General features: G+C 42.1%; 23 protein-coding genes. 17 read left to right on the forward strand and 6 right to left on the reverse strand.

What is annotated here, in order from left to right:
- Window positions 1-7: 7 nt before the first annotated feature.
- Both otnK and BHE18_RS00765 read left to right on the forward strand, forming a co-directional pair.
- Window positions 8-1,237, forward strand: coding sequence for a 3-oxo-tetronate kinase (gene otnK / locus BHE18_RS00760; RefSeq protein ID WP_083573559.1), 1,230 nt, complete (start codon window positions 8-10; stop codon window positions 1,235-1,237).
- 16 nt (window positions 1,238-1,253) lie between these two features.
- Entirely contained in the window at window positions 1,254-1,844 is a 591-nt protein-coding gene (locus BHE18_RS00765) for a class II aldolase/adducin family protein (RefSeq protein ID WP_071616862.1), read from the forward strand.
- Window positions 1,845-2,119: 275 nt separating this feature from the next.
- On the opposite strand, the gene BHE18_RS00770 is transcribed toward BHE18_RS00765, so the two are convergent.
- The gene (locus BHE18_RS00770; protein ID WP_083573560.1) at window positions 2,120-2,941 is read right to left on the reverse strand and encodes a 5'-methylthioadenosine/adenosylhomocysteine nucleosidase; all 822 of its coding nucleotides are present in this window, start codon (window positions 2,939-2,941) and stop codon (window positions 2,120-2,122) included.
- A gap of 492 nt (window positions 2,942-3,433) precedes the next feature.
- On the opposite strand from BHE18_RS00770, the gene BHE18_RS00775 reads away from it, so the two are divergent.
- Window positions 3,434-3,934 carry an LURP-one-related/scramblase family protein gene (locus tag BHE18_RS00775; RefSeq protein WP_071616863.1) on the forward strand — a complete coding sequence of 167 codons (501 nt, stop codon included), beginning with the start codon at window positions 3,434-3,436 and terminating at the stop codon, window positions 3,932-3,934.
- A 36-nt stretch (window positions 3,935-3,970) separates the two neighbouring features.
- The gene (locus tag BHE18_RS00780; RefSeq protein WP_071616864.1) at window positions 3,971-4,144 is read left to right on the forward strand and encodes a Fe3+ hydroxamate ABC transporter substrate-binding protein; all 174 of its coding nucleotides are present in this window, start codon (window positions 3,971-3,973) and stop codon (window positions 4,142-4,144) included.
- A gap of 119 nt (window positions 4,145-4,263) precedes the next feature.
- Here the strand turns inward: BHE18_RS00780 and BHE18_RS00785 are convergent, their stop codons facing one another.
- Window positions 4,264-5,232: a helix-turn-helix transcriptional regulator gene (locus BHE18_RS00785; RefSeq protein ID WP_071616865.1), complete on the reverse strand. Its 969-nt coding sequence runs from the start codon at window positions 5,230-5,232 to the stop codon at window positions 4,264-4,266.
- 94 nt (window positions 5,233-5,326) lie between these two features.
- Between BHE18_RS00785 and BHE18_RS00790 the strand changes: the two genes are divergently transcribed.
- On the forward strand, window positions 5,327-5,806 hold the full coding sequence (locus BHE18_RS00790; RefSeq protein ID WP_071616866.1) for a GyrI-like domain-containing protein: 480 nt from the start codon (window positions 5,327-5,329) through the stop codon (window positions 5,804-5,806).
- A gap of 74 nt (window positions 5,807-5,880) precedes the next feature.
- Here the strand turns inward: BHE18_RS00790 and BHE18_RS00795 are convergent, their stop codons facing one another.
- Window positions 5,881-6,855, reverse strand: coding sequence for a DNA/RNA non-specific endonuclease (locus BHE18_RS00795; RefSeq protein WP_071616867.1), 975 nt, complete (start codon window positions 6,853-6,855; stop codon window positions 5,881-5,883).
- Window positions 6,856-7,448: 593 nt separating this feature from the next.
- On the opposite strand from BHE18_RS00795, the gene BHE18_RS00805 reads away from it, so the two are divergent.
- The 3 genes from BHE18_RS00805 to BHE18_RS00815 all read left to right on the forward strand — a co-directional run bounded on the left by BHE18_RS00805 (window position 7,449) and on the right by BHE18_RS00815 (window position 9,805).
- On the forward strand, window positions 7,449-7,865 hold the full coding sequence (locus tag BHE18_RS00805) for a hypothetical protein (RefSeq protein ID WP_071616869.1): 417 nt from the start codon (window positions 7,449-7,451) through the stop codon (window positions 7,863-7,865).
- Between the two features lie 309 nt (window positions 7,866-8,174).
- Window positions 8,175-8,714, forward strand: a complete 540-nt coding sequence (locus tag BHE18_RS00810) for an SMI1/KNR4 family protein (protein ID WP_171910629.1) — start codon at window positions 8,175-8,177, stop codon at window positions 8,712-8,714.
- Window positions 8,715-8,845: 131 nt separating this feature from the next.
- Window positions 8,846-9,805, forward strand: a complete 960-nt coding sequence (locus tag BHE18_RS00815) for a hypothetical protein (RefSeq protein WP_071616870.1) — start codon at window positions 8,846-8,848, stop codon at window positions 9,803-9,805.
- 216 nt (window positions 9,806-10,021) lie between these two features.
- Here BHE18_RS00815 and BHE18_RS00820 read toward each other — a convergent pair whose 3' ends face one another.
- Window positions 10,022-10,222: a hypothetical protein gene (locus tag BHE18_RS00820; protein ID WP_071616871.1), complete on the reverse strand. Its 201-nt coding sequence runs from the start codon at window positions 10,220-10,222 to the stop codon at window positions 10,022-10,024.
- Between the two features lie 60 nt (window positions 10,223-10,282).
- Window positions 10,283-10,897, reverse strand: coding sequence for a hypothetical protein (locus BHE18_RS00825; RefSeq protein ID WP_071616872.1), 615 nt, complete (start codon window positions 10,895-10,897; stop codon window positions 10,283-10,285).
- A 156-nt stretch (window positions 10,898-11,053) separates the two neighbouring features.
- Between BHE18_RS00825 and BHE18_RS00830 the strand changes: the two genes are divergently transcribed.
- Window positions 11,054-11,950 carry a glycerol kinase gene (locus BHE18_RS00830; RefSeq protein ID WP_071616873.1) on the forward strand — a complete coding sequence of 299 codons (897 nt, stop codon included), beginning with the start codon at window positions 11,054-11,056 and terminating at the stop codon, window positions 11,948-11,950.
- Between the two features lie 28 nt (window positions 11,951-11,978).
- Entirely contained in the window at window positions 11,979-13,004 is a 1,026-nt protein-coding gene (locus BHE18_RS23505; protein ID WP_235860227.1) for a hypothetical protein, read from the forward strand.
- Between the two features lie 140 nt (window positions 13,005-13,144).
- Here BHE18_RS23505 and BHE18_RS00840 read toward each other — a convergent pair whose 3' ends face one another.
- Window positions 13,145-13,309, reverse strand: a complete 165-nt coding sequence (locus tag BHE18_RS00840) for a YjzC family protein (RefSeq protein ID WP_071616874.1) — start codon at window positions 13,307-13,309, stop codon at window positions 13,145-13,147.
- Window positions 13,310-13,440: 131 nt separating this feature from the next.
- On the opposite strand from BHE18_RS00840, the gene BHE18_RS00845 reads away from it, so the two are divergent.
- The 7 genes from BHE18_RS00845 (at window position 13,441) to BHE18_RS00875 (ending at window position 23,114) form a co-directional block, all read left to right on the forward strand.
- Window positions 13,441-14,466: an FRG domain-containing protein gene (locus tag BHE18_RS00845; RefSeq protein WP_071616875.1), complete on the forward strand. Its 1,026-nt coding sequence runs from the start codon at window positions 13,441-13,443 to the stop codon at window positions 14,464-14,466.
- A gap of 271 nt (window positions 14,467-14,737) precedes the next feature.
- Window positions 14,738-16,015 (forward strand): extracellular solute-binding protein, encoded by a 1,278-nt coding sequence (locus BHE18_RS00850; protein WP_071616876.1) that lies wholly within the window; start codon window positions 14,738-14,740, stop codon window positions 16,013-16,015.
- A 75-nt stretch (window positions 16,016-16,090) separates the two neighbouring features.
- Window positions 16,091-17,050 (forward strand): carbohydrate ABC transporter permease, encoded by a 960-nt coding sequence (locus BHE18_RS00855; RefSeq protein ID WP_071616877.1) that lies wholly within the window; start codon window positions 16,091-16,093, stop codon window positions 17,048-17,050.
- 21 nt (window positions 17,051-17,071) lie between these two features.
- A complete protein-coding gene (locus tag BHE18_RS00860; protein WP_071616878.1) occupies window positions 17,072-17,905 on the forward strand; it encodes a carbohydrate ABC transporter permease in 834 nt (277 codons plus the stop codon).
- A 28-nt stretch (window positions 17,906-17,933) separates the two neighbouring features.
- Entirely contained in the window at window positions 17,934-19,721 is a 1,788-nt protein-coding gene (locus tag BHE18_RS00865; protein WP_083573564.1) for a glycoside hydrolase family 66 protein, read from the forward strand.
- An 83-nt stretch (window positions 19,722-19,804) separates the two neighbouring features.
- Window positions 19,805-21,589, forward strand: coding sequence for a cache domain-containing sensor histidine kinase (locus BHE18_RS00870; protein WP_071616879.1), 1,785 nt, complete (start codon window positions 19,805-19,807; stop codon window positions 21,587-21,589).
- The gene (locus BHE18_RS00875; RefSeq protein WP_071616880.1) at window positions 21,579-23,114 is read left to right on the forward strand and encodes a response regulator transcription factor; all 1,536 of its coding nucleotides are present in this window, start codon (window positions 21,579-21,581) and stop codon (window positions 23,112-23,114) included. Before BHE18_RS00870 ends, BHE18_RS00875 begins: the two co-directional genes overlap by 11 nt.
- The last annotated feature ends 9 nt before the right edge of the window (window positions 23,115-23,123 follow it).

Genomic DNA, 23,123 nt, shown 5'->3' on the forward strand with positions numbered 1-23,123 from the left:
GTCCCGTTTGCGCTTTGGAGTGATTGCAGATGATTTTACAGGCGGCAGCGACATCGCCTCTTTTTTTGTAAAGGGCGGTCTCAGCACCGTTTTATACACCGGGGTGCCTGATATCGGGGAGGCGCCGAATGCAGAGGTATGTGTCATCGCTTTAAAAACCCGTACTCAGAACCGGAAAGATGCCGTAAGCAATTCCCTTGAGGCGATTCGCTGGTTAAAAGAGCAGGGTGCAAAACAGTTTTATATAAAATATTGCTCCACCTTTGATTCTACACCCGAGGGAAATATCGGTCCGATTTGTGATGCGGTCATGGAAGAGCTTGATGTGCCTTATACGATTCTTTGTCCTGGCCTTCCGGTAAATGGACGTACCGTCAGAAATGGGTGTTTATATGTAAACGGCGTTCCTTTGCATCAGAGCCCAATGAAGAATCATCCGCTGACGCCAATGAGGAATAGTGATCTGGTCCGCTTAATGGATCCGCAAAGCTCATTTCCCAGTATGAAAATACCGGCTGATGCAAACGAAGAAGAAGTGAATGAACAACTGGCAAAACTGCAAAGGGAGCATACTCGTTTCTATCTCATACCGGATTACGAGAAAGAAGAAGACGCGGAAAAGCTGGTTCAAATGTTTGGAGAGCTCAAGCTCCTTACAGGCGGAAGCGGCCTTGCCTATCCGCTGGCGAAAATGTATAAGCACCATGCGGAAGCGGGCGGGTTTGAGCCGTCTCATTCCCCTGCGATCCTTTTAGCAGGAAGCTGCAGTGAAGCGACCCGGAACCAGATCAAAGAATTTGAGCAATCAGGCGGTAAAACCTATTTCATGGATCCGCTTAAATTGATTTCAGGTGAGGAAACGGTCGAAAGAATGTGGGATGTGATTTCTCAACACAAAGGAGAATCCATCCTGGTTTACAGCAGCGACGCACCTGAGAAGGTACGGGATATTCAACAGCAAGGAAAGGAAGAAGTGGCAGAAAGGCTGGAAAAAGCAACCGCAGATTTAGCAGAACGTGCGGTTCAAGCCGAGTTTCACAGGATCATTGTGGCAGGCGGAGAAACAAGCGGGGCCGTGGCAAAAAGGCTTGGATACAAGGGATACCATATCGGGGACAGTATTTCACCAGGCGTACCTATCATGATACCGATTGAAGATCAACGTATTCGAATGGTATTTAAAAGCGGAAACTTTGGAAAACCCGACTTTTTCCTTCAAGCATTATCGTTAACATAAGAGAGAAGGGGAAAATATGGAGCAAACATTAGACCAGAAGATTACAGATTCGATTTGGGCTGCCAAAAGTCTCTTTCAACGCGGGAAAGCAACCGGAAGTGTCGCGAACCTGAGTTTTCTGCATGAAGGGAACATGTACGTAACCGCAACCGGGACATGCTTTGGAAACCTGCAACCGGAGGAGTTTGCCGTACTGGACATGGATGGCGTTCAAATGGATGATACAAAACCAAGCAAAGAATGGCCGCTGCATTTGTCGGTCTATAAAGCAAAACCGGATGCCGGTGCCGTTCTGCATGTGCACAGCACGTATAGTGTGCTTTGGAGCTGTCTTTCCGGCCTGGATGAATCAGACTGCATGCCGGATTATACGCCATACCTGAAAATGAAGCTGGGAACAATTGGCTTAATTCCTTATGAAAAACCCGGCAGTCAAGAGCTGTTCAACGTTTTTGAAAAGGGCGTCCATGCAAGTGATGGATGGCTGCTCAGCCATCACGGCCCGGTAGTACCGGGAAAAGGGATCATGGAAGCATTTTATGCATTGGAAGAATTAGAGGAAAGTGCGCATATTGCCTGGGAGCTTCGAAAGGTTCATGCAGAGTGAGAGTGTAGTCCCTTAATACCGCTAATGATTTCCGTGCAAGACTTCGCTTTCCGCGGGTAGCCCGTGAGCCTCCTCGGCTTCGCCTGCGGGGTCTCACATAAGCTACTCTTCCCGCAGGAGTCTTCGTCTTGCACTACAATCAACCGCTGGGAAAAACTAAATTCCAATGTCCAATGAACAAATAAAAACCCGAACATATTTGCATTATCTCATGCTAATATGTTCGGGTTTTACTTATGCTAAATTACTTTTGTTCCAGTCTCTTTAATAAAATGTTATTTCATATTTGCAAGCATATTTTCTATGATTGAAGAGGAGTTGTTTACAGCCATTTGTTTAAAGTCTTCCCATTTCATCACAGCTTCTTCACCAGCGTCATCAGAAGCTGAGCGGATGACAAGATAAGGAACCTTATTTAAGTGAGCAACCTGCCCAACTGCTGCACCTTCCATTTCACAAACATAGGCATTAAATGTTTCATAGATCCATTGTTTCTTTTCAGCATTCGCGATAAATTGATCACCAGTTGCAACTCGTCCTTTAAAAACTTTTGTGTCTTCGGGCAGGTTTTTGGCGGCTTCCTCCGCAAGGGAAATAAGTTCTTCATCCGCTTCAAAATAGCCAATATCCATTCGAGGAATAATACCTGGCTCATACCCTTTTGCTGTTTCATCCATGTCATGCTGAACAGTATCCGTTGAAATGACGATATCTCCAAGACTAACATCCGGATGGATCGCACCAGAAATTCCAGAGTTAATTAGTTTATCTACATTAAACTGACTTACTAAAAGCTGCGCAGCCATTGTGGCATTTACTTTTCCGATTCCTGACTGAACCAGAACAATATTCTGACCTTTTAATGTTCCTTCGTAAAAAGTCATCCCGGCTATTTCTTCAGTATTTTCCACTTTCATATGCGAATGTAAAATTTCAATTTCTTCTGCCATTGGGCCAATAATCCCAACGATATTTTCTTTCTTGGTTTCCTCTGCTCCAGCTTCCTCTTGTACTGCTTGTTGTTGTGAGCATCCAACCAATAAAATACTGATTGCTGCAAGCAATAGTAAAGACTTCGCGCTTTTAAGAATGTTCATTTTTCATTCTCCCCCTTAGATGTTTAATTTCTTCTGTGTGTCATTAGTTCTGCTACTAAACACGAACATTGATTGTATGACGTTATAAAATGTTCGTTGTTGATTTTACGTTTAAAAAAAGAGAAATTCAAGGGTAATTGGCCGATTTAATGAAAAAATTTCATTTCAAAGGCAGAATACACGAAAGATATGTATTGTAATTTTGAAAATGTACGTATTTTATTTTTTGACTTTTTTAGTAGTGCAGTGTTGATTTTACTATTTATCACTCGTATATGCTCCGATTTTCGGGGGCTGACTCCTGGTCCCTGAAGAAACCTAAATGATTTGGCGATTATCATTTAATGGTTTGTGGACGGACCAGGTCCCCCGGTTCTTTTTTTGAGTTAGTTAAAAGAGCCACTGTACCTGTCCCCGTGGCTCAAATTTTTGGAACCAAATCCCATCTCAACCGTAAATAAAGAAAGACTTAAAAAAACGGGGGGCGCTAGCATGAGAGAACTTTATATAAAACAAAAGGTATTCAGTCTCAGCGGGAAATTCACGGTGAAGGATGGGGAGGAGAAGGACCGGTATTATGTGGAGGGAAGCTTCATGAAGGTACCGAAGACGTTCTCCATACTGAATGCAAGCAGGGACGAAGTGGCACTCATCACGAAAAAGGTATTCAGCTTCTTGCCGAAGTTCTACGTTGAGGTCAATGGGCAGGATGTAGTGACAATCAAGAAGGAGTTCTCCTTTTTAAAAGCACGCTATACGATCGATGCGGCAGGCATCGAAGTGCGCGGGAACTGGTGGGATATGAACTTTCAGGTATTGCAGCATGGCCAGGTTGTAGGTGAAGTCGATAAGAAGTGGTTCAGCTGGGGCGACAGCTACAGGGTGCAGGTGCTGGATGAAGCGATGGAGACGATTGTGATTGCACTGGTGATTGCGATTGATTGTGTGAAGGCGGATGAGTCGTCTTCTTCTTCGAGTGTATCTTTTGATTAAAGCAATGAAGCGAGAATTATGGTGGAGGTGCCAATCGTGTTCGGTAATAAATCTCAATGTTCTATCTGCAGTAAAGAAATCAAGGGTGATGATGTGGTGTATGTGAAGATGCGCTATCCAAAGTATAAGGGGATGACTGAGATTAAAGCGTATTTAAAGAATGAAGGCAGGTTTATTTGTGAAGATTGCTTTGATAAAGGAGACAGCTGATTCAAGGTAGGGGGACATACCCAAATCTCTCATTAAAAAATGGGGGACTGCCCCCCATTAACGTGGAAGGGGGGCAGACTCTGAACTTCAATGGCCGGTGGAGAAACTTGCCGATGATTTCATCGATCCCTGCTTATTACACGCAACCTCTCTTGTATACCGGTTAAGACTTCTTCCGGCACTTCCTTGAACTTGATATCCTCACCAAGGAAAAGCAGCCAATTGATCATATCGGTCAGTTCTTCGGGCATAGTAACGTTGATGAAAGCCTTGAGGATGGCTGTGGCTTGGTAGGGATTCGTATAGGAAATGGAGAATTTAAACGGATGGTATTTCTTGAACTGGGCGACTGCATTAGGACCCAATTCGATGACAAGGTTGATCATTTCTTTCTGCTTACTTAGTTTTTCCAGAACCTTCTTCTTAGTTACTCGTTTATTCGTGTGATATGGCTCTACATTGGTAAGGTAGTCTACTGGAAAGACCCTCTTTTTTTCTTCTTTTAAGTCAAATCCTTCTATTAGCCAAATGCTCTTTTCACGATAAAGATGCAAGATAAAAATGGGATAAGCCTTTATGGACTTCTCCTCTTTAATGGTGAGTAATAAATGGTTATCCATCAGAAGCAGTTGGATGAGCTTTTCTAACATCGGGTGAGGGAGGTCTGTCAGGTCAAGTAAATCAGGATTACTGGGATTGGTCCCTTCGAATAGCAGGATTTGATTTAACAGAACCAGGCTTTCTTGCTGATAATCCGGTATCAGGCCGAGTAATTTTTCTGCCAGCGACTGCCGGCTTTTTAGATAGGGCAGCTGTTGATTCCTTGAGGCCATGAAGGCTATAAAAAGTGCTTTGACTTCACTATCGGTAAAGTGAATGGAAGGCAGGACAGAGTTGTTCATGACAGCATACCCGCCATCTCTTCCAACCTCTGACTCCAGCGGCATCCCCATGGATTCAATTTCCCTGATATCACGGATAGCAGTCGAACGGGAGATATTGAATTCCTGCATGATTTCTGAAATGGTAAAGTAGGAGCGGTTGTTGATATACCGCATGATGGTATTGATCCGTTCAACTTTTTTCATTTGAACCTCCTAAACAGTATCATTTTTTGACATGATTCAATGCTATCATAAACTCAGGAAGTCAAAAAACAAATCATTAAGGAGGAAGTTAGAAATGGCAAATTATTTATTAGAAGAAAAAGAAAGCTTCACGGTTTTAGGGATTGGGACGGAACTTAAGAGTGATTACAGAGACTTTGAAGGTATTCATAAGGAAAAAGCAGACTTCTGGCAAGCTGTCAATGAAGATGGAAGACTCGATAAGCTGAAGAATGTCGCCGCGAATGACTATCTTTTTGTTGTAAACGAAGCAGTGAACAACAAGATGATGCACTATGTCGGGGTAATGACCAAGGAGTCCTTGCCAGAGGCATCCAGACTGATCCAATTTCCTGAAGGAGAATACATCGTGGTCAAAGGGGAAGCGGGTACCGATGAAGAGTTGGCTAACAAGCTTACGGGTATTGCCTTTGGTGAAGTCCTTATGGAAGTAACAGAGGTATCGTATGTTGGTGCTCCGAATACAGCGGTGGTGATGGGAGAACAAGACGGAATGGTATATGGTGAAATGTGGATTCCTGTTGTTAGGAATTAGGGCAATAAGGAGCATGGCCACGAAAAAAAGCTTGGGGACTCCCAAGCTTTTTCTTATGGTTTCATATCAATATCTTATTCTCCAACCATCCCATCCCCATCATTATCCCGCATATGAGCGTATAACCAGTGATCGCTTGTGATCGGCATGCTGAAGCCGGCTGCTTTTGCTTCTTTGATTGTCACTAGTCCACTACCGTCAGTATCGATGCTTGAAAGATCGCCTTCTGTGGTTGAATTCGATGAGTCTGTGTTGGAGCTATTTGAGCTGGAAGGCTTACTTTCTGTCAGACCGAGTGATTCGTTTACTTCATCAGGGTTCAAATTGTCGAATGTATCAACGATTACGTTCCCTCTCAGCGTATAGGTATACTGATAACTTGAAGGGATCTGCGTTTCCGTATTTGGATAGGTGATAATGGCTTCAAAATCAGTGGCTCCACCTGCGTCCCGGATACTTTTTTCCATATAGGATTGATCACCGTGCCGGTTAAGCGTGCTGTCCTGAGGGGTGATATTATAAGCATTCGATACCCCGCCGAGAGAGTCGGCAATGATATGCCCTTCATCCAATACATCACTTTCGACGCCGGGAACCTTTGCCTCATCAGAGTAGTATCTGCCCGACGATGTTACCGGCTCCGTACTGTCATCCTGTAAAATGATTTCGTCTGCAATGACGCGCACCAGCTGACCATATTCATTCGTGAATGCCCAATACTCACGGTCCCCAAATCCAATGTCAACGACGACGTTTGGTTGACGATACCCGGACAAATCACCACCATCGACTTCAAGGAGATCGAATCCTGGAAAACCTTCATCAGTTGTTTCAGTTGAGGTTTCTTCTGAGACTGCTTCCTCTGTTTCAGGCTCATCCACAGCCTCGGAAGCAGCTTCTTCTGTTTTACCTTTACTATCAGCATTCTCCGTGGCTTCTACTTTCGGATCTGATGCTTCATCTGGTGCAGCTGCCCCTTCTACGTTGGCACAACCAACGATAATCATACTCGTTAAAAGCAAGAGTAAGCCGTTTAGTTTCTTTTTCATTGTGTAGACACCCCTATAATATGTTTCTGAAAGATTGACATCATTTCTTCATTTTACCGCAAATTGTTAAAATTCCTTTGTATTTTAACTAATCAGAATAATCTAACTTCAAGTAATGTGGCGTACTAATAAGAAACTCATCCCGTTTGATACGGTAAGGATTTTTAGGCAAAAAAAAGAACAGACACCCCTTTTTCAGGTGCCGGTTCTAGAATACATATGCGAATGTTTTCTTATATATACGTTGGATGTAGGCTGTGAGCGGAACCTGGTTGAGTTCCTGGCAGCTGTATTTAGCAATGTCGTGGCATCCTGTGTTTTTGTTTGTCATATTGATATATGTAACCATCCCCACGCTTGCGTCGGGGTGCAGGGGCCAAGATTCCACATTGAATACCCATGCTGGACCGCCAGGAGCTACTGTCATTGAGTAGAACTTCATATCACAGGGCTTGGCTTTATAATTTCGTTCTATTAAACTGTAAATAAACCAACCTATTGTAATTAATTTACAATATAATAGTCTAACCAATACTTAATGAAGAACATGAACGTAATAAAATCAGCAAAGATGATTGAAAGGAGACAGGTCAATGGCATTTTTCAGCAAGTTATTCGGAAAAAGCAATAGCCCTAAACAATCCAAAGGGAAAGATCCCAGCTACTATTCTAGTCTTGAACTTTTCATTATTTATGAAGGGGATGCTGATCGTGACAGTCATGAGGACGATCTATATACAGAATTAGAAAATGAGTTTTGGGTGTATCGTTCTCTAGGCGAATCGGGTGTGATGTCATCCTATTGGGCCAAAGATTACGGTATTCCTTTACCAGCTTTACCTGAATACCCACTTATAGGAGTCTTTAAGCTTACCGCATATAAGGGTTTCAAAGAAGGGTATAAACATCCTCTTTTTATTTCATCTAATAAAGAAGAGGTGAAGAAATTTTTTGAAGAATATGAGAGAACACACCAAAGGGAAGAGATGGAGGATAAGAATCGGAGCTAAATCCGGATAAGTAATATGATCACTGACCTCCAGTCGACTGGCGTATTAACACGGAGGGGGGCGACCCTGAAATCGGACTGTTTTTAAGGGTTTTCGTTTTAAGATAAGTAATTGCATAAAGCATTAAAAATAGCAGGCTACTTCGCATATGAATTAGACCTGCTTTGTTTATTGTTATACTAATATCTTAATTCAAATCTCAACCTCATTACGTCGAGCCTCTTGTAAAGAACTGTGTGTTACAATTGTTGAAAATTGAGATTACAAAAACTGGCCAGGTTAGTTGAATAAGTGATGGGGGAGATTGAAATGCTGCTTAACAAGACTTTGCATGCGCTGAAGAAGCGACTTGATGAAAGTGGGAATATGGAGATATTGGCTGAGCAAGGGAATATCCACACGGTTCATTGTTCATTTAATCCTCCTGTCGAAAGTGGAAAGCTGCAAACGTTTCAAGAAGAATCGAAGTTGATGCTACCGGAAGACGTCCGGGAATTTCTATCTCAACATAATGGAGCCAGGTTATATGAAATGATCCTCGGTTCGAACAATATTGGTGGCGGATTACTAGTATACTCTTTAGAAGAAATAAAAAAAACACGTGCTATCCTTCAGTCATTGTCAGAATTTATTCCAATTGGGTATGTGTTTGAGAATCATCTTTTGATAGGCCGAACTGCTGTTGACCAAGATTGTCCTAACTATCTGTATATAGCCGGAACCATTCTAAAACCGGAACCTTTGCATTTGAATCTGGAACTGTTTTTAGATCGGTTTGTAGTGTCTCAAGGGTCAAACTTTTGGGATTGGCCGAACTACACGGCTAAGAATTATTACAATCATTCCTGAGACATTGAGTTTTAATACCAGATTCTATGAAACACAAAAAAATTGGATATGTTGTCAAAGGCAAAAGAAAACTTTTAACAATGTATCTGTATACATGACATTCCCGAAATGGAAGAGGAGAGAGCTGGATTATGGAAATGGAAAAGGGAAGGGCTGAATCTAACCGGAAAAAGGTATATCAGAGATATTTGCTTCCTCTTACAATTACTTCATCCATGTTAGTATCAGGTTTAATAGGATATACAGCCAGTAGAATAGCTGTTAAAAATAATGTGGGTAACACAACTGATATAAGTAATTTAGATAATATGGAGAACCAGATAAATGAAGCTAGAGATCATTCTTTAAAAGTAATAGAAAAAGAGTTACCGAAAATAATCAGCGATCTCGAAAAATACAATAAGGATATCAATTTATTGGTTAAAAATGTCAAGTGGCTAAATGACAATCTGGCTCCAATAAGGGAAGCAACAAACAAATTTGACACTGCCATCACCGTAGCTAAAGGAGTCAACACTGTTGTTAAATTTCCCGTTGTAGGTGACATAACTACTAAATTAGCTTCGGCACAGATCCAACTTGATGAAATTGATCGAATATTAATTCGCTTGGAAAATTTAACTGTTATCCAACAAGAAATGAGTGATTCTCATCATAAGATAAATGTATTATATGAAAAATATCAAAAAGATAAAAGCATGGAGACGTTAATGCAAATTGAACAAGAGGTAAACTCAAACTTGATTTATCAGATTGAAGACTTAAAGAATACTACTATAGAGGCTCATAAAGTTCTAGAACTGTCTTCTAGTGTTTTAATTACAGTAAATAAAACTAAATCCCTTCTTCATTCAATGCAGGAAATGGGCGAAAATACGCTGGATGTCATTCAGTTTTGGAAGGAAACGGAAGACAGTTCTGGAATTGGGGCAAATGAAAGTTTAGAGAAGGATTTAAACGCTTCTATAGAAAAGATTCAAAAACTGCCAAATGAGTTATCTCAACGATCCAAGAGTACAATAACGTCAATAGAGAATGTGCAAAAAGAACTGCAGACTGTAAAAATAGCAGAAATGGTCAGTGGTGAGTGAAGCGGGGATAATCTCTTATTTTAGTAGCTAACTTATGGTGAACCCTATTTTAACTAAATAATAATAATATACGGTTTTTTCATCAAAAGGAGATTCCTCTCACAAAAAAGTGTCATACCCCTCTAAAACAGAAAATATGACACTTTTTTATATTATCTTTAAATTACCCCTCTAGATCATTGGGGCCATCCCCCCAATATGCTAGAAATAAAAATCCTATTCTTCACTATCATCCCTTTTAATTACTAAAAAAACACCAGTCAAGAAAACGATGATAATAAATGCATAGATGTACCACCCCATGAAATTAAATGTTCCACCGGAAGTATATCTTGAGGCCTCTTCAATTGCTTTTACAACGCAAAAGGTAAGAACGGAAAGACAGGATATTAGTACCCCGATGCTTTTTAACTCCATCAAACTCCTCCTTTCTTATCTGAAACATGTTCTATTTATCTTATTCTTACTACTTTCTGTTTACTCCAAGCTCCCCGCATAATCATCCTTCACCCAATACGTAAGCGAGCCGTCCTGATTGATCTCATATCGTAGATCCGCTTTCTGCAGACCGTCAATCATCAGTGGCTGCAGCTGACTCAACTTCAAATTGCTTTCTTCTATGTAGGTCGACAGGATTTCATGATGATACGTATTCGTCTTAGTTGAGGAAACGAGATAGTCGACGGCTGCCTGCTTGATCACGTATAGTTCCATTGTTTTGGTGTGGAGCTCTTTAAAGTCCCTTGGCGGATTTAGGTCCATGAGTTTTAAGTAGTTTTGTTTAAGCATGATGTCTGTCTCATTGACTTGCATCTTGAGGGAACTCAGGTCTCCGTTTGCTTCGTTTACTTTTGTCATCAGCTGCTTGAAGCTTTGGTCGCTTGAGCTGAAATATTGTTCACGCTCCTGCAGGTAGCTTCTGATCTTCTGGTCGTGGTTGATGGTCAGTTCGTTGTAGAGTTTCATGGGCAGGCCGCTGGCGAAGAGGGCGATTAGGACGAGACCTATTGCGCCCCAGGACCACTTTGGAGGCTTCTTATTTCTTGGTTGATACCGGTCATCATTCCAATAATCTCTTTCAGCGATAGGCATTCTTAATTCCTCGATTCATTCTTTTCTAGTAAAATACTCCATTAATTTTAACATAATATTACATTTTGTATTACTTAATTCTCCTAAGCTGCGGTTGTTCTCTCTATTAATAAGAAGTAGTATGTAATTAGAAGAAATTAGTAAAAGAGGGATAGAATGACTACGACTAATAAAGTGAAATATGTTTCGACCACTGCACTTTCAAAAGAATTAAAAATGAATGTAAAGGAAACGTTTAACATTTTCCTTGCTAATGGATTGATTAATAGAGTGGATAATCAATGGGTGTTAACCGAAAAAGGTAAGCAATCAGGTGGGACAATTAAGAGGCATCCCAAAGTTGGAGAATATATTGCATGGGATGAAACGATAAAAGATCATAGCATGTTCAAAACTGATCGTAAGGATGAACTTCTGAATATAACTGCTTTGAGTAAACACTTTGGGGTTTCAAAGCTTAAAATGAATCCAATCCTGTCTGAGCTTGGTTTTATTCAAAAGGGACTCAAAGGGTGGACAGTAACAAAGCTTGGTCAAAGCTTAGGCGGGAAACAATTAGAATATGATAAAACAGGTGTGCCCTATGTAAACTGGCCAGAAATCATATTGCAGAATAAGAGACTGGTAGAAACGATGAAAGAGCTGCAGGGGAATGATACAGAAGAAGAGACAAAGGCTGCCAATCATAACCCTTTAGAGTTTAGAGAAAAGTTCGAAGCCAAACACAGAGCGGCTGATGGTCATTATGTGAGATCAAGAGCAGAGATGTTAATCGATAATTGGTTGTACATGTCTGAAATTGTCCATGCATATGAAAGAAAATTACCGGTTGAGGAAGACGTATACACTGATTTCTATCTGCCGATTGGTAAAGTGTATATAGAATATTGGGGATTGGAAAACGATCCTAAATATGCTGCAAGGAAACAAGAGAAGTTAAGGATTTATAAAAAGTATGGCTTTAATCTAATTGAGCTTCATGATGCGGATATTCAGAATTTGGATGATATTTTGCCTAAGAAATTATTGATGTTTGGGATTAAGGCTTATTAAAAGTACATGAGCAATTGGGGGAGAAACATTGAACAATTTTGATTGGGAATGCAGCGGATATCGTCTTTTTTCTACTGCGAATATACAAACTAAAGTAAATGCCGATAAATTATTTGTGAGTTTATTGAAGAAGATCGAGGACAATCGGTTAGATATAAACAAATCGTTTACTGTAAAAGAAATTACGGAACTCATCCCTAGAGGGACTGCGGATGTAGAAAATTATGCAACGTATGGATTCTCTATTATGAGTATGTTCAGTGCCCAGAAACAAAGGAATTACTTTATCTTTAAGAACCAAGAAATAGTGGGTGAGTTCACTAGGATTTGTAACAACAACCGTAATAGAGATAATTACTATTGGAAGAAGCATTATCTAAATAAAGTAGTTAGAATCAATCCTAAGTATATTGTTCAGAACAGGATATATCCTAAGAATTCTTTCAATCTCATGCAATTCTTTGAAGGATACGTAAGAAATTACAGAAGGCTAAATTTGTCTGTTAATCATAATCGTTCGATGTTTACAAAAAGAGAAATCGACTATTTTGCCAGTTTGGGAGAGATGCTTGGTTTCGAGGTTTTTATTGAGGATAGGAAAATGGATAAGGCGAAGGGGCGGTCCCGCCCAATGGACCTGGCCTGGTGGAAGTGGGATAAACGAATCAGTGAAAAAGAGTATGTATCTTTAGATTTACATCTGGAGAGGGAGAGTGTGTGGTGGAAGGACGTTGAGACAGTAGAGAAGTTGTTTTCCGAAACAGAAGAAGGCTGTGTCCCCACTCATGTGATTGGTATTCAATACATAGAATCAGAGAAAAGAATTGATTATTTAAACAATCTGGTTTTAGAGAAAAATCGTCAGCAGCAGTCAAGTGCATTAATGGTCTACCGGTATGATGATGTAGAAACGGAGATGCAAAAAGTGAGTGCGTTTTGGATTAACCCGGATGGAAAACAAGATGAGCGTCATGCGTTTTGTAAGGTGGATGAGTCGGGGTATTGGTTAATGCTTTTTGAAGAAGAAGTTGACTTTTCGATAACTGGGAAGTGACTATAATTTTATAAGGGAAATTATCGTTAGCTTTTCTAATTAAGGTTGTAAATGGGATCATAAGCAAATGAGGTCTACAAAAAGAATCACCTAAAACGTAGATTTTCCAGTGTTTTAGGTGGTTTTTAAATCTATGTTTGTCATTGTTTTTTCCATTTCCGTCCTTTTTCTTGTGTTGGTGGAAGCCTATCTCCCGGTCCAATTTTTACTACCCGTGGTTTACTAACTTCACCACCTCTAGGACCTACTTCTTTGTATTTTCCAGGGGGTTGATTATCCATTCCAGGCTTTTTATTACCGGTCATTTTTACCACCTCCTTTATAATAATTATACCATTTTTTGCTATAATTAAAGTTGTAAGTAAGTTTAATTAGAAATCTAGAAAATAAATAGGGAGAACTTTCATATCTAAAGATTTATATGGGGGTAGATAAATTGGTAACTACCAAAGTACTAAAAGAGGTTTGGATAGAAGAGAGTGATTTGTTTTTTCAAGATTTTTCTCCAATAGGAAAGTATTCATTTTTATTTGAAAGATTTATTTTTAGAGGAGAACGAACTGAAAAATTCAATAAACTGTTGCCTACATCTTTGAGAGAAGATAAAGGTAGTGTTGAAAAATTATATGGTTTTGCTCAATTAAGTGGAATGGATATTACACATCCTCAATATAATTTCGAGTCTTTTTATCAGTCAGCAGAATTAAATATTCTTATGAATTTCTATAGAGCAGCTAATTATAAAGGTTTAAATTTACCTGATGTCTCATTTTTTAGAAATCATAGTTTAGAAATGTTTCCTTCAATTGATATGTTAAGAATTGAAATAGGTGATAAGTGGCTACCAAATCAATTTTTAGAGATAGCGGCATTAGCACAGCATTATGGATTACCTACAAGATTGCTTGACTGGAGTAAGGACTTATATACATCTCTATATTTTGCGAGTGCTGGTGCATTACATTCGGAGGACGATTCTAAATATTTGGTTTTATATGCATTAGATTATTTCACTATTGAATTTTTTAAAAATACTACTGCTAGAATTCCTTTACGTTTAATAACTCCTGAACTTTATAAAAACCCAAATTTGAATTACCAAAAAGGCATATTGAGTGCTTGGGAATACAAAACTTGCTATATTCAAGATTTAATGAAACAAAATCAAGTTTCAGGAAAAGAGCTTGATGAACTTTTATTCCCACTCGTAAATAACAAGTCTCTAGATGTTCTTATTCAAGAATACGTTGATGAAAATAATATTTCTTGGGGAGGTGACGGGTTTGAAGAACAAGAACCTTTAATCTATAAATTTTATATACCGATATCGCTGGCACATAAAATTTATGATTATTTACTTAAGATAGGCTATGGAGCAGATAGGTTATTTTCAGGATTTGAAGGTATTTCTCAAATGCTTAAAGATAACATGGTTTATTATAAAAAAACCAACCGTACTTAGAACTGTCACGGTGACCCGGATCATAAATTAATGAAAACGGTCTTCATCAAATAGAGTTTCATCTATTCCTTTTCATTAAAAGAGTGGATAAGTCCCAACAAAAAGTGTCATATCTCTCTGAAACAGAGAGATATGACACTTTTTTATTTTATCTTCAGTCCACCCCTCCCAAAACAATCAAACATAAAACACCAACACAAAAATGTAAGCGGTTTTATAATAAAGCGCTTTCACGGAAAATGAAGGTAACGAAAAGGGAGGGGTTAAGGATATGAATGCTTGGAAAAAGTTTATGACAGGTGCAGCGATATCCACGATGTTGTTTGCTGGAGGATGCAGCGGGGGATCGAGTGAGACTGGGTCTGAGAGCAGTGGCGACAAGGTCGTGTTGGATTATTGGCATACGTATAGCGATCAGGAAGAGGTCATTCTTAATGAGAAGATTAAGCCTTTGTTTGAGAAAGAACATCCTGAGATTGAGTTGAAGCTTACGAGGATGCCGTATGAGGGATTGAAACAGCAGGTGATCGCGGGGGTGTCCGGCGGTGAAGCGCCTGATTTGATGCGTATGGATATTGTGTGGGTTTCTGAATTTGCCAAGATGGGCGCCCTACAGGAAGTTAGCGGTATGGAAGGGTTCGAGGACGTGAAGAACAGTGTCTTCGAAGCTCCGATGGCGACGAACATCTATGATGGGAAGTATTATGGCGTGCCGGTCAATACAAATACGAAAATAGCAATCTATAATAAAGATCTACTTGAAAAAGCTGGATACACGGAAGCGCCTAAGACGATGGATGAGTTGAAGGATGCAGCGAAGAAGGCGGTTGATGCCGGCGCTAAAGGCGGAATCGGCATCGGCGGAAGCAATACATGGGGATTCCTTCCGTACTTCTGGAGTCTTGGCGGCAAGTTGACGAATGATGATTATACAAAGTTCGATGGTTATTTAAATAGTAAGGAAAGCGTTGCTGCGATTGAAGAAATGGCTTCATGGCAGAAGGATAAGCTGCTTTCTCCTACCATTCTTGGCGGTGAACCTGGCGCCTGGGACGGAATGAAAGCCGGTCAGTACCTGATGCTGGATGACGGCCCTTGGTTCTACAGTATTCTTGGAAATGAAGAAGGCAGCAAATTCAATCCGGAAGAACAAACAGTCAGCGGACTGATTCCTGAAGGTCCTGGTGGAAGCCGTTCTGTTATCGGCGGTGAGAACCTTGTCACATTTGCAGGTTCCGAACACCCTGAAGAAGCATGGACGTTTGCGAAATGGATGTTGACAGAAGAGCCTCAGAAATTGATGGCTGAAGCAGGATTGATTCCTACGAATAAGAACGCTGCAAATGATCCGAAAGTGATTGAGAATCCGATTGTCGAGAAGTATGTCAAACAGCTAGAAACAGCACTGCCGCGTACACCGATTGCTGAGTGGTCGGAAATTGAAGAGGTCATTAACTTGAACTTTGAGAAAGTGATGCGCGGGAAGATGAAACCGAAAGAAGCAATGGATGATGCAGCGAAGAAAGCGGATGCCATTCTTCAACAGTAATGTTGACAAGAGAAGGTACTCACCGATTTGGTGCAGTATCTTCTTTCATTCATAAGGACATAAGGAGGGATCAAGATGGACCCGAATCTAAATAACAATCACAGTGATATTATTCTTACTGAAAAAAAACCACTTTCCCAGCGGTTCAAAAAAGGGGCGAAGCAGTGGCTTGAAGTCTCGCCGTTTCTACTCATCGGGCTTGCCGGGGCCAGTATATTTGTCATCTATCCCCTCATCAAAGGGATTGTCATGAGCTTTCAGGACTATAACATCCTTCCCGGTACGGAAAGTCCGTTTGTCGGGCTGGAAAACTATAAAAAGGCTTTCTCTGATCCGGCTTTTGCATACGCCGTGAGGAATACGTTTCTCAACACGGTCGTGACGGTGCCGATCAACTGGTTTTTAGGGTTGTTTTTTGCTGTGTTGATCAATATTCAATTTGTTAAGTACAAGATTACGTTCAGGACATTGTATTATCTGCCGATCATCACGTCGTGGATCGTTGTTGCATTCCTTTTCCGCTACCTGTTTGCAGATGGGGAAAACGGACTGATCAACTTCGCGCTGGTGAATTTGGGACTCGTGGATGAGCCGATCAGCTGGCTGCAGAATCAGTGGACGGCGATGGTCGTCATCTGGCTGTTCCATATCTGGAAGACGGTAGGGTGGACGGTTGTCATCTACCTGGCAGCTCTTCAGGGGATTCCGAAGAACCTTTATGAAGCGGCTGCAATCGACGGGGCAAGCGGGATAAAAGCGTTCCGATTTGTCACGGTACCGATGCTTCGTCCAATCACAGCTTTTGTCATTATTAACCTGGTCATGGGTGCGTTCAACTTCTTCCCGCAGGTCTACTTCATCACGAACGGCGGGCCGATGGGGCAGACGGAAGTGCTGCAGAGTATGATCTACAAGCAGGCATTCAGTAACTTCAACTTTGGTTATTCTTCTGCACTCGGTGTGATGATGGGTCTGACGATCTTCCTAATTACGTTCACGCAGCAGAAGAAATTGAGCAATCAGAAATTCATGTAGATAGAAGAGGAGGGGAAAAGTATGAATGGGAACTTTTTTAGTAAATTGATTGTTTATCTGTTTCTCATATTGGGAGTCATCGTCTTTATCACACCTTTTATCTATATGGTGATGACGACGTTTATAAGCGGCGCATACTCACTTCCGAAGCCGCAGGAAGTATTCACGGCAGTACCCAATTTTGAAAACTATGAAATTGTCTGGAACAAGAATAACTTCTTTCGTTACTTTATGAACAGCTTGCTGGTTGCGGGCGTGGCCACGGTCGGCAGTGTTTTTCTTGGTGCCTTGACGGCCTATGCCTTTGTCCGGTTTACGTTCCCGGGTAAGGAACTGTTATTCAGGATCTTTCTATTCACGATGATGATCCCGCTTGTGCTTGCGATCGTACCTCAATTTACGGTCATCAAGAACCTCGGACTTGTCAACACATATTGGGGCTTGTGGCTGTTGTATATCGGAGGTGGAGTGGTCGGTTCTACTTTCTTTTTGAGGGGATTCTTTGAGACCGTACCGAAGGAATTGGAAGAATCCATCTTGATGGATGGAGGCGGGAACTGGACGATTTTCAGAAGGATCTATCTGCCTCTATCAAAGCCGGCGCTTGGTACCATGGCGATCTTCTCTTTTTCGGGGACATGGGATGAGTACTTCGTGGCGCTGACGATCATCAAGGATGAAGCGATGAGGACATTGCCGATCGCGCTCATGATGTTCCAGGGGAAATATGCGAGCAACTGGTCATGGATTTTCGCGGCATCCCTGATTGCGATCCTGCCGGTGATCATCATTTATATCATCTTCCAGAAGAAGTTTGTACAGAGCGGGCATTCAGAAGGAGCGGTCAAAGGATAACTCAGAGTAGAGGAATAGGGTGAAAAGAATGGAAAAAAAGAAAAGCCTGGCCGTTCTGGCAAGCATGTCTCTTACAGCAGCGCTGCTTTTCGGGTGCATGAATTCAAACTCTGAACCTGTCTTTCAAGCGGAGACGATTCAGCAGGGGAAATGGGTGAAAGAGCTGACCACGGATAAAACCGCCTATGCACCGGGGGATTCCGTGGATCTATCATTATCCCTGAACGAAAAAGTAGAAGAAGGAAAAATACTAGTTCAGTATAAGCATCTGGACGAAACGGTGAAAGAAGAAGAAATAGACTTAAAAGGTCAAGACATAGCTTGGTCATGGTCACCCAAGAAAGATGATTTCAAAGGATATATGGTAGAAGTGTATGTGAAACAAGGAGATGAGGTCATTGACCACCAGAACATAGGGGTTGATGTATCATCCGATTGGGCGAAGTTTCCGAGGTACGGCTATCTGGCTGATTTCTTTGAAATGGAAGCGGGTCAGCAGGAAGACGTGATCGACAGGTTAAACCGATATCATATCAACGGCCTGCAATTTTACGATTGGCAGTATAAACATGAGAAGCCGTTGAAGATGGAAGACGGTGAGCTTGCAGAAACCTGGCCGGATATCGCCAACCGGGAAGTCTCCAGGGAAACGATCGAACGCTACATTTCCCTTGCACATGAAAAGAACATGAAGGCGATGAATTATAATCTCTTGTTCGGCAGCTATGAAAATGCTGAAAGTGAGGGAGTGAAAAAAGAGTGGGGCCTCTTCAAGGATCCTGATGCCGAAGAGCAGGATAAGCATCCCCTCCCTGATAATTGGGCGAGTGATATTTACCTGATGGATCCCTCCAATAAAGAATGGCAGGATTTTATTATCAATGAAGAAAAACAAGTGTTTGACCATCTGGACTTTGACGGGTGGCACGTCGATCAGCTCGGTGACCGTGGCGTACTTTGGAATGCAAAAGGAAAGACGGTCGACCTGTCGGCCACCTACGTGCCGTTTTTGAAGGAAGCCAAACAGGAACTTGGGACAGATTTAGTGATGAATGCCGTTTCGCAGTATGCACAGGGCTACATCGCGTCACAGGCACCGGTCAGTTTCCTGTATTCGGAACTCTGGGATGGGCACAAAACGTATTCGAGTCTTAAAGGCGTCATCGATCAGAATGGTAAATACAGCAAAGGGAAGCTGAATACGATCCTCGCTGCCTATATGAACTATGACTTATCCGACTCGATGGGAGAATTCAATACACCAGGCGTTCTGATGACGAATGCGGTTATTTTCGCGGCGGGAGGGGCTCACTTGGAACTTGGTGAAAATATGCTCTCGAAAGAGTATTTCCCTCACAAGAAATTAAGCATGAGTGAAGAGCTGAACGCCGAATTGACAAGGTATTATGACTTCCTGGTCGCCTATCAAAATCTCCTCCTTGACGGCGGGGAGGAAACGGAAAAAGAAGTGAAAGTAAAGGGTGACTTAACCGTCTCTGATCAGCCGAAGCTCGGCTCGGTCTGGTCATTCTCCAAAAAGAAAGAGGATAAGGAGCTCATCCATCTGATTAATTTCACTGATGCCGCTTCACTTGAGTGGCGCGATAATCAAGGAACGCAACCCGAACCTCAAGAAAAGAAGGAAATCGAAGTGGAAGTGAAAGCAGATGGGAAGGCAGATAAAGTCTGGGTGGCAACACCGGATGCCTACCAGGGCTCCCCTGTTGAGATTGACTTCAAGCAAAAAGGGGACTCGATTACGTTCACCGTTCCATCCCTGAAATACTGGGACATGGTTGTAATTGATTATAAATAGGCTCTATTGATAGGTTCTATTGCTCCCGTTTCCAAGGAGAGATATGATAGATAACAAGAATAAGGGAAAAGAGGGTTCAGTAGATGATGCAGCTTCTGAAGGAACGGGTGGCCGCAAAGGTCGTTCTCACCATATTGATCGTGTGTTTGATCCCGACGGTCTTCAATAGTGTGTTCTTCTACCGTTCTGCCTCGGACGTCGTAAAAGAAAATGTAAGGGAATCATCAAGACAGATTGCCAGACAGGCAGCGGAATCCCTGTCCTTTATCTTCTCCAACGGGAGTGATATGTCCGACCTGATCTATAGTAATGAACGAATACAGGAGATCGTGAAGGATGATTTGAAAAGCGGCTCCCCAGCCGCCGGGAAAGAAGAAAATCAAGAGTATATGACCTCCTATCTGAATTCAAATATTTATACGAGTTCATTCGTGAGGATCCTCTACGTATTGAAGCAAGAAGGGAAGAGCTGGGGGAGCGGGACATTTTCCCCCTATAAGCTCTCACAAGTGAACGTCGATGAGATGGACTGGGCCGAGGAAGCTGTTCGAAGAGACGGAGAGTTGGTCTGGGGTGGGCTTGAGTATGACCGGTTCAGCGGAGCCGGCGAAAACACCGATCTTGTCCTGCCAATCACCAGGGTGCTGAAAGACTTTGATACGATGGAGAACATCGCCTATGTCCAGGTCGGCCTGGACGGAAAGGCGATATTGGATAAAATCAACCAGATCAAGCTCGGGAAGACCGGCCATTTCTTTGTGGTGAATGAGCAGGCTGAAGTTGTGATTGATAATGATTTAGAGTCTCTTCATAAACCCGTTGAGAATAAGGAAATGCGGGACTATATCCTATCTGGAAAAAGGGAATTCGAATATGAAGAAGAGGATATCCCTTATTATGGCGTTACGGAACCAATCGGGAACGGCTGGCTTATTGTCGGCAGGGTGCCTACATCTGAAATCACGGGTGAAATCATTTCGATTCAAAAAATCATCATTGGTGCATCCGTCATTTTCGGAATATTGGCGATTCTCGTCGGGAGCTTTATTGCAAAGAAAGTGACCGATCCGGTTAAGGTTTTGACGCAGCAGATGAAGCTTGTCGGAGAGGGGAACTTGAAAGTGCGTACGAGTGTGGATTCAAAGGATGAAATCGGGATGATGAGCTCCGAATTCAACCACATGATCAACCGAGTGGAAGAGCTGCTCGAGCAAGTAAAGGAAGAACAGCATCAGAAGCAGGAAGCCGTCCTTCGGGCGATCAAGCACAGAATCAATCCTCACTTCCTTTTTAACACATTGAGTACGATCCGCTGGCTTGTCCAGTTCAAGCAGACGGAAAGAGCCAATACCGCGCTTACTGCATTATCGAAACTCCTCGAGGGGAATATGGGGAAAAGCGGGAACTTCATCTCCATCAAGGAAGAAGTGGAATTGGTCGAACAGTTCATGGTGATCCTGCAAATCAGGTATGAGCAGAAATTCCATTTGGTCACGGATTTTGATGAGGGCGTAGAAGACTGGGAAATTCCAAGGATGCTTCTGCAGCCGATCGTGGAAAACTCAATCTTTCACGGAATCGTGCCGACCGGAACGGAAGGGACCGTGTGGATCACCGGAAAGAATATCTCCGGTGGAATTCAAATCGAGATCAGGGATGATGGAGTCGGTGTTGAGCAGGATATGTTACAGCGGGTGCAAAGAACTTCAGACGGGGACAATTCCTATGTGGGAATCGGGTTAAGTCATGTGGTCGATTCCATCAGGCTTTATTTCGGTCCGGATTCGAAGATGGAAATCAGCAGCGGTGAAGGCACTTTGGTGAAGCTTGTATTGATGAAGAAAACAGGGGGTGATCATGGTGTATAACGTAATGATTGTGGATGATGAACCGATCATCCGCTTCGGCTTGAAATCCTCCATTGACTGGGAAGATAAAAATCTTCACTTGATCGGTGATTTTTCAAATGGAAAACAAGCGCTGGAGGCAATGGAAAGAACCGGCCATGTGGATATCCTGATCACCGATATCAAGATGCCTGTAATGGATGGCATCACCCTGATGAAGAAAGCGCTTCAAGTGAACCCTAAGCTTAAAGTGGTGCTGGTCAGCAGCTACAACGAATTTGAATATGTTCGGGAAGGCCTTACCCACGGGGCGGTTGATTATATCTTGAAACAGACACTGGAGCCTGAGCAATTCTCCAAGACCATCCATAAGTGTATAGACAAAATCCTCGAGGAGGAAAAAGTGACAGAGCGGCTTGATCATGCGGAACTGGCCAATAAGATTCACGAAAGGCGGAAGACGGAACAATCCATTAAGAGGATTCTCCTGCGAAAAGAACCGTTCCAAGCATCTGAACAAAGGATTGAAAATCTCCCCATGCCCCAGCTTTTACTACTTGGAAGCATTAAGGATCTTGACCGGCTTCAGGATGAATTTGGTTTCCTCTATAAAAACCTTATCATCGAAGAAATTCAGGAGCGTTTCTACAGAGAAACGGAAGACGGGTATTGCTTTCCGATAGGCGAAAACGAACTGATTTTCTTCTTGGGGAATACGGAAGAACCGCGGGATACCGTGAACAAGTTGAAGCAGAGGATTGAAAAGGAGACGGCGCTGAAGCTGGTGTTCAGCTATGCCGTGGTTTCAGATCCGGGAAAATTGGTCGATGGATACCATCATGCTTTCCTGGCAGGCGAGCAGTATTTTTTCCAAAGTGATATGGTGATTTTTCCATATGAAAGAGGAAATGAAATGCATCAGAAGCCCCTGGGCCTTGAAGAGATAAAAGCTATGCTTCACAGGGAAGATTCACTTGAAAAGTTCCTTGAGGTGAGGTTTGCACGCTGGAAGGAAGAAGACATGCACCCTGACCTGATCAAGAAGGAAGCAGGGAATATCCTGAAGGTCCTTTACTGGAACAAGGTCGACCTAGGTGTGTTGATGGACTATATTTCAAGCATGGATTCTTCCGAAACTCTGGAAGAATTGACGGGACTATTCCATGAAGCAAGGAATGAATGTGACATGTTTCTGGAATCGGAAAGCAAGCATCCACATACGGATAATGAGCTGCTGGATAAGGCATTGGCCTATATCCATGAGCACTTTACACAAGAGATGACGCTGCAGCACGTCGCCGACCATATCCATATCAGCCGGAATTATTTCAGCATTCTGTTCAAACGCTTCATGGATATCAATTTCATCGATTACGTCATCAGCCTCCGAATCAATAAAGCAAAAGAACTCCTGAGCCACACTTCATTGAAGGTCTATGAAGTAGCCGGCGAATCAGGTTTCAATGATGTGAAGTACTTCAGTAAATTATTCAAGAAAATCACCGGACACTCGCCGGGGGATTACAGGACAGAGCATCACAAATAGATTTGGAAA

The organism is Rossellomorea aquimaris, from assembly GCF_001877785.1.
Lineage (GTDB): Bacteria > Bacillota > Bacilli > Bacillales > Bacillaceae_B > Rossellomorea > Rossellomorea aquimaris_A.